This window comes from Sphingobacterium ginsenosidimutans (assembly GCF_039536865.1).
Classification (GTDB): Bacteria; Bacteroidota; Bacteroidia; order Sphingobacteriales; family Sphingobacteriaceae; genus Sphingobacterium; species Sphingobacterium detergens.
Window position 1 is genome coordinate 236,481 of the sequence record NZ_BAAAZK010000007.1, and the last position, 13,375, is coordinate 249,855.

General features: G+C 39.2%; 10 protein-coding genes. 3 read left to right on the forward strand and 7 right to left on the reverse strand.

Annotated elements, in window-relative coordinates; genetic code table 11:
* Positions 1-14: 14 nt before the first annotated feature.
* Entirely contained in the window at positions 15-3,068 is a 3,054-nt protein-coding gene (locus ABFX33_RS13325) for a SusC/RagA family TonB-linked outer membrane protein (protein ID WP_346086415.1), read from the reverse strand.
* A gap of 178 nt (positions 3,069-3,246) precedes the next feature.
* On the opposite strand from ABFX33_RS13325, the gene ABFX33_RS13330 reads away from it, so the two are divergent.
* A complete protein-coding gene (locus ABFX33_RS13330) occupies positions 3,247-6,141 on the forward strand; it encodes a triple tyrosine motif-containing protein (protein ID WP_346086416.1) in 2,895 nt (964 codons plus the stop codon).
* Between the two features lie 163 nt (positions 6,142-6,304).
* On the opposite strand, the gene ABFX33_RS26715 is transcribed toward ABFX33_RS13330, so the two are convergent.
* Both ABFX33_RS26715 and ABFX33_RS13335 read right to left on the reverse strand, forming a co-directional pair.
* Positions 6,305-6,682, reverse strand: coding sequence for a ribosomal maturation YjgA family protein (locus ABFX33_RS26715; protein ID WP_373564570.1), 378 nt, complete (start codon positions 6,680-6,682; stop codon positions 6,305-6,307).
* Between the two features lie 34 nt (positions 6,683-6,716).
* Positions 6,717-7,376, reverse strand: coding sequence for an Imm19 family immunity protein (locus tag ABFX33_RS13335; RefSeq protein WP_346086417.1), 660 nt, complete (start codon positions 7,374-7,376; stop codon positions 6,717-6,719).
* 195 nt (positions 7,377-7,571) lie between these two features.
* Here ABFX33_RS13335 and ABFX33_RS13340 point away from each other — a divergent pair, with 195 nt between their 5' ends.
* A complete protein-coding gene (locus ABFX33_RS13340) occupies positions 7,572-8,672 on the forward strand; it encodes a peptidase associated/transthyretin-like domain-containing protein (RefSeq protein ID WP_346086418.1) in 1,101 nt (366 codons plus the stop codon).
* Between the two features lie 32 nt (positions 8,673-8,704).
* On the opposite strand, the gene ABFX33_RS13345 is transcribed toward ABFX33_RS13340, so the two are convergent.
* Both ABFX33_RS13345 and ABFX33_RS13350 read right to left on the reverse strand, forming a co-directional pair.
* A complete protein-coding gene (locus tag ABFX33_RS13345) occupies positions 8,705-9,229 on the reverse strand; it encodes a hypothetical protein (RefSeq protein WP_346086419.1) in 525 nt (174 codons plus the stop codon).
* 72 nt (positions 9,230-9,301) lie between these two features.
* A complete protein-coding gene (locus ABFX33_RS13350) occupies positions 9,302-9,820 on the reverse strand; it encodes a hypothetical protein (protein ID WP_346086420.1) in 519 nt (172 codons plus the stop codon).
* 127 nt (positions 9,821-9,947) lie between these two features.
* Between ABFX33_RS13350 and ABFX33_RS13355 the strand changes: the two genes are divergently transcribed.
* Complete coding sequence (locus ABFX33_RS13355; RefSeq protein WP_346086421.1) at positions 9,948-10,769, forward strand: hypothetical protein; 822 nt, start codon at positions 9,948-9,950, stop codon at positions 10,767-10,769.
* 3 nt (positions 10,770-10,772) lie between these two features.
* On the opposite strand, the gene ABFX33_RS13360 is transcribed toward ABFX33_RS13355, so the two are convergent.
* Together ABFX33_RS13360 and ABFX33_RS13365 are read right to left on the reverse strand one after the other, a co-directional pair.
* Positions 10,773-12,107, reverse strand: coding sequence for a GH1 family beta-glucosidase (locus ABFX33_RS13360; protein WP_346086422.1), 1,335 nt, complete (start codon positions 12,105-12,107; stop codon positions 10,773-10,775).
* A gap of 365 nt (positions 12,108-12,472) precedes the next feature.
* Complete coding sequence (locus ABFX33_RS13365; RefSeq protein ID WP_346086423.1) at positions 12,473-13,273, reverse strand: integrin alpha; 801 nt, start codon at positions 13,271-13,273, stop codon at positions 12,473-12,475.
* Between the last annotated feature and the right edge of the window lie 102 nt (positions 13,274-13,375).

Below are 13,375 nucleotides of genomic sequence, written 5' to 3' on the forward strand. Positions count from 1 at the left end.
TAAAAGGTTAACAGTTAGAACGATACTTTGACACCTAGACTATAAGACGAAGCAATCGGATAGACGTTGGCATCGAATCCCATTCCAGTTATTTCTGGCGTAAAACCATTGTACTTCGTGAATATAAAAGGTCTGTCAGCCGTTGCAAAAACACGTACTGGTATTTTATTCAGATCAAAATTATAGCCAAGCTGAATATTCTGTATCCGTAAATAGGCACCACTCTCGACAAAAAACGAGCTTGCTTGCAGATTCCATGGGGCTACAGATCCTTTTGCAGAAGGGTGGGTGTTGCTGCTACCTTCTCCGGTCCAGAGATTTTCGATGAAAGCGGCATCTGCATTCATCTGATTGTATTTTCGACGCATTGCACGATTAAGATTATGGATTTTGTTGCCCGCTACACCTTGAAAGGCGATGCTTAAATCAAACTTTTTGTAATCAAATGCTAGGTTAAATCCGTAGGCGATAGTTGGAAGATAGTTCCCGAGGTTAACGCGGTCTTTTTCATCAAGCTCACCATTGTTGTTCTGATCTTTGTATTGAAGATACCCTGGTAAAATCGGTGTATTTGGATTTTGTTGGTTATATCTTTTCGCAATGGGATCTGCATCAATCTGCGCTTGATTTTGGTAGACACCTGCAACTTCATAACCGTAATAGAAGTTGATGGGTTGATTGAGCTCAATCCTCGCTGGAAATTCTGCCGACCATTCGGGATAACCATTCATGATATTTTCCAGTCCACCGAGGTTCTTTACTCGGTTTTTTAATGTGGTCAGGTTTCCGCCGATCGCATAGCCGAAGTCACCAACTTTGTCTTTCCATTGCAATCCAATCTCCCAGCCACTGTTCGTTACGCTGCCCCAATTGCCGTAGACACGATCCCAGGAAAAGGGGATAGGCCTGCTAAAAGCGAGATCGTTTGTTGTACGGTGATAGTAGTCTACTGTACCTGTTAAGCGATTGTTCAACAAAGCGAAATCTAGACCACCATCCCATTCTTCAACAACTTCCCAGCGGACCTGGGTGAAAAATCGGCCGACACGATATCCGGGTACACGTGTTCCATTTGTTGCACCTTCACTGCCGAATATTCCCGAATAATTATTGCCCGAATACACTGTCGCGTATCCAGCATTGGGTTGAATACCGTCGTTCCCCAATTTACCCCAGCTTCCACGGACCTTCAATTGATTGAAGAGTTTTTGGTTTTCCATAAACTTTTCGCGGGTTAATACCCAACCCAAACCTATCGAGGGGAAATAACCCCATTTTGTCTGATATTTTGAACTTCCATCAGCACGGAATGTTGCCGTCAATAGATACTTGTTGTCATAGTCATAGGTGCCTCTCGTGAAATAGGATATACCTGCATTTCTTGACCCTCTCTCACCGTAACCAGTAGCTGAACCAGTGCCTTGGGCATCCACCCCCACATACCAAAATTCTTCGGACGCAGGTACATCATTGGCTTGAACCCAGGTCTCACGCCAGCGTTCTTCACGAGAAGACTGGCCTAGTAGAATAGACCAGTGGTGTTTGTCGGCCTGATCTTTATAGGTTAAGAGGTTATCTAAGATATAATTGGTGTTACGTGCTTGCGCTGATCGTAAAAAAGAGCGGTCGTTGCGTTGATCATTATCAATATAATAAACAGGATTATAGTTTATGTTGTGGGTAGATTGATACCGCTGGCTAAGCTGTGAGCGAAAAGTGATCTTATCTTTCCAAAGCTCTGCCTCCAAATAGATTGTTGGTAAAATCTGAAAACCTTTGGTTTGATTGGTATTGTAGAATGCCGTTGCAATCGGATTATTGTACCAAAATCCGGATTGCATGCCAATCGCAGTACTAGATCCAAATTTTTCAGGTTTGGCAAGTTCCAGTGAAGGGTCGTAGACTGGATAGAGTGGCGAAGCAAAATAGGCCTGTCTGAACGCGGCGTTGTTAGGTGAATAGGTTTTGAAGTTATTGAAATGTGCACTAAAACCTGCTTTTAACCAGTCTGTTACTTTAGCATCCACCTGCATTCGGATATTGTATTTTTGGTTCATATTGCTGGCATCCATAATCCCGTCCTGTTTGACGTAATTAAGTCCCATCGCATAGGTTATTTTTTCACCTCCACCCATCATATCCAAGTTATGGTTTGTGATCAGGGCCTTGGAACGCAACAGTTCTTTGAACCAATCTGTATCCATTGCGGGATTGGTTTCGGTACCACCAAATTTCTGTACAGAACTCTTAACAAATGCGTCATTACCAATAGCCGTTGCATAGGCCGCATATTGCTGCGCATTGGCCATTTTTAAAACATTTGTTGGTGTCTGGAAACCTGCGAAACCATTATAAGTAATTTTTGATTTCATATTTAAGCTTCCTTTTTTTGTAGTCACCAGAATGACACCATTTGCGGCACGAACCCCATAGATTGCTGCTCCAGAAGCATCCTTTAAAATAGAAATGTCGGCTATATCATTTGGATTCAGGAAGTCAATATTATCCATGAACATCCCATCTACAACATAAAGGGGACTTTCATTATTAAAAGAGCCTACACCACGGACACGGACGGATGGCGTTGATCCTGGTGCTCCCGAACTGACGATCTGTACGCCAGTGACAGCACCCTGTAGGGCATCCATTGGATTGGCGACAGTCCGTTTGACCATTTCACCCATATCTACCTTTCCAATAGGAGCTGTTAGATCTCCCTTTCGTTGTGTACCATAGCCGACAACAACTACTTCGTCCAGATTGAAATCACCCTTGGGTTGGAGCTGAATATTTAAGAGGTTCCCATTTATAGAAACGGTTTGTGTTTCATACCCCAAAGAGGAGATCACCAAATTGGTCGAATTTTGCGGAATTGAAAGACTAAAATCCCCGTTCTCGTTGCTGCTGGTACCGATCTTGGAATTGCCCTGCAAAAAGATGCTCGCGACAATAGGATTTCCCGCTTGGTTGGTGATCCTTCCACTGATGGTTTTGTTCTGTGCCATGACCGTATTTGTCAAGCAAGAGAACAGTGCAACACTGGCAATAATACTGATATTATTTCTCATGTGTAATGAATTAAAATTTAGGAATTGTTTATAATTATCAAATACCAAAATTAGTCTTACGGATGGGTTTGCTAAATTTTAGAGGTACTACAACACTACGTCATGTTGGGTTTTTCGGCTAAAATTCAATATATTTGGGCTACGTCAAGTTTACGTCAGCCAATTGAAGGGAATTATTATGAAGTGTTTTGTCATCCTATTTTTTACGCTATTTTCTGTTTTTTCAAATCGGCTGGTTGGACAGGATTTGCTTGGCTTACCACTGGTGTATAATTATAGCAAATCGATATATCAAGGCGGGAGCCGAACATGGGATATCAAACAGGACAGCCATGGGATTATGTATTTTGGCAATAGCGAAGGATTGTTGACGTTTGACGGACGATATTGGAAAACATTCTCCTTGCCCAATCACACCAATATTCGCTCCATATGGATTGATGTTAATGATCGTATATATGTTGGGGGGCAAGGTGATTTTGGCTATTTTGAACGCTCTTCGCAATCAGGATTGACCTACAGGTCATTGAAAGAGCTAATTCCTCCAAAATATCGGAACTTTGCAGATATCTGGAATACTGTTGGGGTAGGGCAATCAGTTTTTTTTCGAGGAACAGATGTTATATTTGAGTTAAAAGGACAAAAGATCCAGGTACACCCTGCTGCTGTGGAATGGTATTTTATGGGACAATCGGGGGGAATATTATATGCACAGGATCGGAAGAATGGTTTTTTAGAATTCCGGGATAATAAATGGACTCCCTATATCACAGACTTACCCTTTAAAGATGTTAAGATTGCTACTATAATGCCTTTTGGCAAGGATCGTATATTATTATCTACTTTAAATAATGAAAATTATGCCTTGCAAGGCAGAAAAATGACGCGATTGAATAAGCAGGATAACGATGGTAGCTATACCCCATCCTTAGCACAGATCGACGAGTTAACATTTGTTGTGGGTAATGCAAAAGAAGGTTGTCACATACGTGATATGGCCGGAAATACAATACAACGGATCGGCGTCAAGGAAGGTTTGCAAAATAAGAACGTCACCACCGTTTTCGTTGATAAGCAAAAGAATATATGGATTGGTACTGATAATGTAATTTCGGTCATCAGTTATGGAAGTGCTATTCGTTACCTGAGACCAAATATGGACAATGATGTTACCGGATATTCCGCTGTCATCTTTAATAATACACTTTATCTTTCTTCATCCAATGGAGTATATTATGCCAATATAAAAAGAGATCTAATAGATCAAAGCCGTTCACCGGCCGTGTTTTCACTGCTTCAAGGGAGTGATGCTGGAGAAGCCTGGCGCTTAGAACAACTCAATGGCTACGTGTTACTGGGGCACAATAAGGGTTTGTTTCAGATCACGGATCATTCCATCAAACCACTAACACAGGGTATAGGGACATGGAAATTGCTTCCATTAAATATGGTATATCCTATTGAAGAGAGTTTAGTTGGTACCTATCAGGGCTTGGAGCTATTGCATTTTCATAACGGTGTTTTCTCTTCTAAAGGCCTGCTCAATGGACCATCTGATTCTTTTCGCTTTCTTGAACAGGATGAAAATGGAACAATATGGGCTTCACATCCCTACAGAGGAATATACCGCATAACACTTTCAAAAGATAAGAAGTCTTATCAGGCTGAGCTGTATACACAAAAGAATGGACTACCCGCGGATTATCAAAATTATGTGTTTAGAATAAAAAATCAAGTTGTATTTGCAACGGAAAAAGGGCTTTATAATTATGATTATAATAGCAAGCGATTTGTGCCAAGCAAACAGTTTGCTGCTTTTAAGGATCTGACCATCCGCTATCTAAAGGATGACCAAGATGGTAATATCTGGTTTTGTACAAAGAAAACAGTTGGTCTTGGACAGTTTGACGCCAAAAAGGGAACCTATGATTTGGTTAATTTTCCAGAAATAGAAGGCATGAGTACTTCCGGTTTTGAGCATATCTATAGTTTCGATAAAAATAATATCTATGTAGGCGCAGAAAAAGGAGTGCTTCATATCAATTATGACAAATACCTGAAACAAAGCTTTAAGCCGGTCGCTATGCTCTCACAAGTTATGGCAACAGGGAAGGGCGATAGTCTTATTTTTGCTGGTTTTTTTTCAAATATGTCAAAACTAAAAGAAGCGTCTGGAAAGGACAGTATCTTACAGTTGCCGGCTGTTTTCAATTCTTTCCGATTTAACTTCTCTTCACCAAGTTATGGCATACATCAACATCTGGAGTTTAGCTATAAATTGTCGGGTTATGATGAGAATTGGTCTTCTTGGACACAGCAGTCCGAAAAGTCGTATACCAACTTGCAGGACGGCGAGTATACGTTCTTAGTTAAGGTTCGGAACAACCTAAATCAAGTATCCAGTGTAGCGGAATACAGTTTTGTCGTTTTGCCACCTTGGTATAAAACCTTATGGGCAAAAATCGGTTACTTTCTACTCGCTACACTTGGTGTATTGGGTCTGATTCGTCTGCGAAAAATTGAACAGCATAAACAGCAGCTAAAACATGAAAAACAATTGGAGCAGCTGCGTTATATCCATCAGCTGGAAATTGAAAAAAATGAAAAAGAAATTGTGAAGCTGAACAATGAGAGGTTGGCCAATGAGGTCATCACCAAAACAAAAGAATTGGCGAGTACGAGTATGCAGCTGCTGGAAAATTCGGGAGCATTGATCAAAGTAAGAGATGAATTGGCTAAGCTGGATACGGGTGACGATGAAGATTCCAATCTAAAGCGTATCAATAACCTATTAAAAGATATTGAAAAAAACAGCGCCAACTGGAATCAATTTGCCAGCCATTTTGATGAGCTTAATGATGGTTTTTTGAATAAGTTAAAGGAAAAACATCCCGGATTATCCCGCAATGATCTTAAAGTATGTGCTTATTTGAAGCTTCATTTTACATCCAAACAAATTGCGCAATTGCAGAATATTACTGTCAGAGGAGTTGAAATACACCGATATAGATTACGGAAAAAATTACAGGTAGAAACGGAGCTGTCATTAAATGACTATCTGAATACGATTTGAGGAAATTATACCTGTAAAAAGAAAGCACCTATAATTAATTTATAAAAGGCTGAATTACCACATTCGTTACAGACAACAAACGATCAAAATATGAAAAGATTCTTTTTATTGTCAGTATATTATCGGTGTTCTGCATAGGCTATGCTTTTAACCTTATTCTTTTCTATCTTGTCTTGGATCGGTGAAAAGATCGATCCAAGAGAAAAGCGATAGCAGATCCAGCGATGTAGGCGATCAGGTCAGACCAGAGAAAGCCTTGGCCAAATAGCAGTCGTAATAGCGGATGACTTCTGACGCTGATTAATAGTGGATGTTGTACCAATTGTAGAAACTCAATTGCAAAACAAAATATCAATGAACTTACAAAGCAAAAGCTGAGGGATCGCTGAAAAAATATAAACCTGCATAACCAGTAGATCATCACAGCGTATAAACCATCGCCCACAGATAATGGGATTCCTGTAATTTTCCGTGATAATAATCCTAAGACTATTGTTGCACACATTAAAACCAGGTAGTGGACTCTCGTTAATTTTATCATCGTGATTATGCTTATCAAATAAAGTTGGTAGAGGTTAGTCTTTTTGAACAAACTGTTCCAATATTTTATTCAGTGCGATGATGTCATCTTTATCGCTCGGATATTGATTTATATTTCTGACACTGTGATTTTGATCATTGGTTAGGCCTAGTGCATTTTGCCGTACAAAACCGTTTGTCATAACTAATCCATTTGTGATACAGCTTGCTATATAGGAAGCATGATCTTTAAGAATTGGAATAATTGTCAAGTGTTTTGCTATCAATGATCTGGTTTCTTGTGCCTGTGCAGCCGGAATGCCGAGCATCGGTAGAAGTAACAAAAATACAAACGGATACTTCACAAAAGATTTCAATTCTTCTAAGGTCAGAAACCAGGCTTCAAAATGGCCGCCTAGATTACCGATATAGTTATCATTGAGAAAGAAAACGATTGCATTTGAACGGAATTGGATATGAATGGACAATTCCTCTGTCAGGTCTTCAGCGATATATCGAAGTACTTCATCATCTGTATTAGGAGGGAAGAAAAATTGTTCCCAATTGACCAAATCTTCCACATCAATTTTCAGAACATCCAGTGCTTCATCAATATTTAATTCGTTTTCAGCATCATAACCACGGAACCAGCATAAATAATAATACCAAAAGAATACGTTTCCCTCAAGCTCATTAACTGAAATGCGTTTATCCATATTATACCATTAGATTAATGGCTAAATATAAAAAGAAGTTTATAGAGAACGACGATACAGGGCAAAAAAGCTCTTAATAAAAGGGGAGTTAGTAGACTATATTTACTGTAGTGGATTTTCGTTGCGGCTGTTCTTTAACGATTTTTGACAGTTATTTTAATGACTATTTTATATTTTAGATCAATAATTTGATTTATGGCAAAAATATTATTTCTCTTATGTGTTTTTTTTAGTTGCAACGTTCTATTTGCTCAGATACGTATCGTTGATAGTTTGAGTGGTGAACCTGTACCTCTAGTGAATATCTACGCTGAAGATGGAACATTATTAGGTGTGGCAAATGTAAAAGGGGAGTTTGCTATAGATTCGCTTAGGCAGAATGCAAGCGCAAAGATCATATTACAGCATATTTCTTATAATAATTATGAGGAATTGAGCTCGGGGCTACGTAAGGAGAAGTTGATCAAATTGATTCCACGTAGTATTAAAATAGATGAGGTCGCAATCGGAGATAAGAGTCGGTATGATTATCTGGTTTTGAAAGGGTATTTTAGAAATACCACTTTTTTCAATAAGCGTACGCGTTATTTCTACGACGGAATTATTGAATATTATATTCCGTTGAAAAACAAGAATGGGAAAGTCTATCACCGTATTTTGGATTACCGGATTTTTGAGGATTCCATCGCTACTCAGAATTTTAGAGAGGTGATGGGTAATTTCTGGCAATGGAAGCCACATGTGATGCGCATGAAGGCACAGTCTGTTGCGAATGATCTTCCGCCAAAATTTGTTATGGTCCCGGATAAAGGGCGGCGAATCATCCGGACGGGTAATCTGAATACCGGCTATATCCAAAAAACAGCCCGTGGCGATGTACAGGTCTATTTTGACATTATTCCACCCAATAGCCAAAAAGAAGTAAGTTTCTTTAAGGTCAAAGGGCAGCAATATACCGGCGTAACCATGGAAAATTATTCGCCGACAAATCTCGATCAACCTGAACAGGGTAAGTTGGTCAGCAGGGTGGTAATGAACGTCGGTGCTATCAAAAGAGGTCGTAAATCCGAATTTGTCCCTTTTGATTTTTTGAGTGAGTTTTATACGCAAGAACGTCGATTCATGACGAAAGAAGAATTCAAGAGCGTAAAGAAAGAGGTTACTTCGGGTCTTTGGCTCGAATTGAAAAGCCGGTATACAAGCAAATTTTGGTTAGAAAATACTAAATTTGGCATCCCACCGATGAATCCGTTTATTGAGAAAAAATTCGGCAAGGAATTGCTGGAGCTAAAATAAATTTGAATGCGGTACAGCTATTATAAACAGGATTATCTATTTCTAACAATAACAGTATCATTGTTGTTATTATAACGCAAATGTGCTAGAAGATCCAGCTTTTCCAAGCTTTCTGACAAATCTTTTTGGATTTTTCGATATCGACCCTTGGTAATACTTAGTTCAAGCGCAGTAGAAAGCATTTTCACACGATTGCCATCTTCATCCAATGGATAGATAAAAAAATAACGTGATCGACCTGCGTATTTTTTTGAAAACACCTGTCGAGTATAGGTATCATAGGTCGGACCCACGACAAACTCATGATCTGTGTAGTAACATGATTGGGGCTGCTGAAAGTTTTGGCGGAGTTCGAGCCGATCTGCATAGATGGTTAACTTGGTTCCAAATCTTTCGTAAAGGCAATAGCAAAAAAAGAGAAAAGAAAATAAAGCAAAGCCCATAAGAACCAAGGAAAAATTTCGCTCGACAAAGATTAAATAGCAAAGTCCTACCCAGATGATGAGCGGGGATATCATATAAAATGTCCATTGATTATTGGGATAGTATACCTTCACCTATTATTTTTATTCTATTTAAAATCTTTGTGTTATTTTGAATCAAGTCAGGAATGTTAATCTGTTTCAGTTTTAAAGCTTCCTTGTGTAAGACATGGTCTCAATCGGATTACCAAAGATCTTCTTGCTACCTTTTTGTTGGGTGAAGGATTTATGCTGTGCTATTTCAGCAGCAATCCCGTAAATGATTTGCATATCCTGTTGGGGGTGGATCGTTATGAGTAACTGTCCTTGCTGATCAAAAAGCTGAAGTTGATTGACCAATGCATGGTTTATCTTCATGCTATAAATTTCGTCTAGAAGGATGTCCTGATCCGGTTTCTTCTGTTGTTTGATCAGAATATGTTGATGATCAATAAGTACCTCTATTTTGGGGTTAATTAGCTGCAGGATCACAACAAATGGACCAATAACAATGATTGCGACCAAGAAGCCCAGCGCTTTGGCTGATCCAAAGTTATTGACAGCATCGGCCATCCCATCGATGCCACCATAGATAAGGTAGAAAATAGTAAAAACTATAATCAAATAACTGAATCCAAAGATTAAGCCCTTTTTAACATTGTGTGATTTAAACTGAAAAGTCTTCATAAGTCAAATTTACCCTGCTTATCTCTCTATTTAAATATTCATTAATTGGATAAATATAAATATCTTTATCCAATTAATGCTATATAAGCGAACAAGAAAGTAGTCATTATTTTAAAAGCGTTGAAACTTGGGAAATAGTATCCAAATCGAACGGAAAAATTTAGGTAAAAGTGGGGATTATTTCACACTGGTATTGTATAGCCTTATTTTCTTCATAGGTTTTCTTTCCATCTTTTGGGAGTGGAAATCAGGTATAGTTTCTGTCATCTGCGTGATTGCTACCTATTTTCTGAACCGCAAAATAAATCTGATCGTACACCTAAAATGGTTTTCCATTGCTTTGGTTCTTTTGGCGCTGCTTGTATCCTGGTTATTACAGCTGTCTTTTTGGATATTTATAATTCAATTTCTGGCACTAAGTTGTATTCACGCTGTGATAGCTTTTATAGCGGCTATTCGGGATGATCATACCGATATTATTTTTTCACTGAATGCGGATAACTTCTCCTGTCTCTGTCCCGGAAGTGATTATAAAGGATACGCTCTTAACCCAATGGGGTATAGGAAATACTTTAAAACAAAGGATATTGATAGTATTCAACAGGACGAGCGTGGATTGCTCATTGTTGTAAAAGGAGAGATTTTGCGACCGCGGGAATTAACAGCATCTGAAATAACACAAATTTTAGCTTATTTCAATGCAGGAGAGGCTAAAGTGGTCGAAGCTATTCCTCTTCGCGATACTCGTCAGGCCGAGACCGAATTAGCATGGGTGAAAATTCTGGTCTTTGGTGTTCCAATTCTGTTGGGTTCGCTTTCGGCTTACTTTTTTGGTGATAACGGACGAAATACGGCCGTCAGTATGATCAGTTTATTATTGCCCTTCCTATTGATTCCGCTGCTGTTGAAACTGGTCGATAGATGGAAAAGTCGGTCAGCAAAGAAGTAAGGTTTATTTTAAGAAGTTAGCATACCAGTGACCTGAGGATTTTATAATACGTTGCTGGTTTTGGAAATCTACATACACCAACCCAAATCGTGGGCGATATCCTTCCGCCCATTCAAAATTGTCTAAAAAAGTCCAGACAAAGTAGCCTTTGACATTTACGCCTTCTTCTTTTGCCTGGTAGACATGTTGTATGGCTTCCTGCAGATAGTTCAATCTTTTGGGGTCATGTACCTGTCCATGATCAATTTGATCCTTAAAAGCTGCACCATTTTCGGTGACAATGAGTGGCGGGATATTGGGGTAGCTGCTGAATTTTTTCAGCATTTGGTAAATGGAGCTGGGGTATACTTCCCAGTTCATTTCGGTCATTTCAACTTTACGTTCCTTGGCCGTTACGATCTTTGCCTGAAGATAGGGAACAAACATAGCGTAGCGAATCATCTCACGGGTGTAATTTTGAATACCGATAAAGTCCATATCAAACTTTAAATCGTTCTCATCACCCGGTTTGATGTATTTTTCAATTCGATTGAGAATTTTGATTTCCTGAGTGGGGTAGCCCATACCCAGTAATGGCTCGATAAACAATCTATTGAGTAATACATCGGCTTTTTTTGCGGCAATCACATCTTTTTCCCTTGTTGTGAATGGTTCTACATGGGAACAGGAAAAAGTCGTGCCCACCTGGCTTTCCGGTTGTAAAGATTTTAAGATTCTGGCGCCATGTGCTTGTGCTAATGCAGCATGGTGAGCCGCCGCAAGAAAGTTGCCCAAACCTTTTCTTTCCGGAGCATGTACACCAAAGAAGTATCCCGCGGCCGTAAATACAGTCGGCTCATTGAGTACCATCCAATTTTTGACACGATCTCCATAACGGGCAACACAGGTGGATACAAATTCACCAAACCATTCTTTGACATCACGGTTAACCCAGCCGCCTTTTTTTTCCAGCGCATAGGGGAGATCCCAGTGATATAGGGTAACCCAAGGTGTAATCCCTAATTCCAGTGAGAGGTCGATCAGACGATCGTAGAAATCCAAACCTGATTGATTGGTTTGCCCAATACCATTCGGCAAGATACGGCTCCAGGATAAGGAAAAACGATAATTGGGAATATGCATACCTTGCATTAATGCCAGGTCCTGTATGTAGCGGTTGTAGAAATCACAGGCTTGATCGCCATGTTGATTCTGAAATATACGGTTTCTTTTCTTTACAAAGATATCCCATATAGAAGGACCTTTGCCATGTTGATCATGTGCCCCCTCGATTTGATAAGCGGCGGTAGATACTCCCCAAATAAAATCTTTGCCAAAGGCATCTTTGGTTAAATGCATTTAATGAAATATAGCTGTCAGATGTGCTATCCGACCTGAATATGAATTAATTTTTGTGGAATCTTAGTGGTGAATAGAATGAACTGAACCGACCTAAAAAGATTCTAAATATAATCCGTTGGAAAAAATAGTTGATCGTTTTCATAATTGATACATTAAAGTGTTAACTGCATTAATTATTCTATTATAAAGGTACGAAACTGATATTAACTGGATATGAATTATTTATTAAATATATAAAAAAATAACTGTTTTATTTTGATCGTTTTTAGACAACAGAATTGTTTGATTTTTGATCTGGTATTTTGGGTAAATTATGATCTTTAAGGTTACAATAAGGGAATGACATATTAAAAGAAGACCAGCTAACAATCAAACTGTACTGTACCAACAAATGGATATGCTGCTGTAGATAGAATGATGACTGTTCTCGATTCTTCGTAATCACGGGGACTGGAGATAACGAAGTCCAATTTGCCATCCCGATCGAGGTCGCCAATAAATTCAAGCGCCGTCGCTGTGTCATGATAAGCCGTCTGGTCGATCAAAGTCCGCTGATACTGACCATTGATAAAAAGCTTTAATGTATATCTTGCATTGGGTTTCTGATCCTCATCCTTATAGAATTCAATGCCAGTAGCACGCAACTCATAGCGGTCGTTTTTATAGTTAAATTCAACCGGTTTATTGGGTGGAATAATCTTATTGGGGAGCGCTATACTGTCTACTGAACCATTCTGTATAGCGGATATGTTAAAAAATACCAACACATCATTTTGCGGATTTATGGTTTCTGTGGGTAAGCCCGAACAAGGTTCTTCTTTCTCATAAGTAATGGTATATTTCGCTGGTGCAACGTTATATTTTCCGTTTTTACGATGAAGTTCCAACCAGCCGTTGTTAATCACTTTGGATACATTGTTATCATCCCAGATCCGATAGGCAAAAGGTACTAAAACCTGACCATCTATCATGGAGTCTGTTGGATTGGTCGTCGGCGTTGATGCAGTGGGATGGGCTTTCTCTGCTTGAGATTGTTGGGGAGGAATTGTTGTATCGGCTGCTGCTGTTTGTTTTATGGATGTTGAATTCGTAGCCTTATTTTGGCATGCTGATAAGATTAGGACCAGAAAGAAAGAGATGCTCGTAAATTTTAAATAACCCATATGCTGTATTTTGCCGTAAAGATAAATAAAAGAAGTAAAATACGCTTTCGGGATGCTAAATAGGGTGCTATTTAATTTTTTCTTAAACGATTATGGAATCTA

Excerpts from the sequence above, each read along its gene's own strand:
- ABFX33_RS13340 (WP_346086418.1), top strand. The coding sequence starts at position 7,572 with ATGGCAAAAATATTATTTCTCTTATGTGTTTTTTTTAGTTGCAACGTT.
- ABFX33_RS13335 (WP_346086417.1), bottom strand. The coding sequence starts at position 7,376 with ATGGATAAACGCATTTCAGTTAATGAGCTTGAGGGAAACGTATTCTTT.
- ABFX33_RS13325 (WP_346086415.1), bottom strand. The coding sequence starts at position 3,068 with ATGAGAAATAATATCAGTATTATTGCCAGTGTTGCACTGTTCTCTTGC.
- ABFX33_RS26715 (WP_373564570.1), bottom strand. The coding sequence starts at position 6,682 with ATGATAAAATTAACGAGAGTCCACTACCTGGTTTTAATGTGTGCAACA.
- ABFX33_RS13365 (WP_346086423.1), bottom strand. The coding sequence starts at position 13,273 with ATGGGTTATTTAAAATTTACGAGCATCTCTTTCTTTCTGGTCCTAATC.
- ABFX33_RS13360 (WP_346086422.1), bottom strand. The coding sequence starts at position 12,107 with ATGCATTTAACCAAAGATGCCTTTGGCAAAGATTTTATTTGGGGAGTA.
- ABFX33_RS13330 (WP_346086416.1), top strand. The coding sequence starts at position 3,247 with ATGAAGTGTTTTGTCATCCTATTTTTTACGCTATTTTCTGTTTTTTCA.
- ABFX33_RS13350 (WP_346086420.1), bottom strand. The coding sequence starts at position 9,820 with ATGAAGACTTTTCAGTTTAAATCACACAATGTTAAAAAGGGCTTAATC.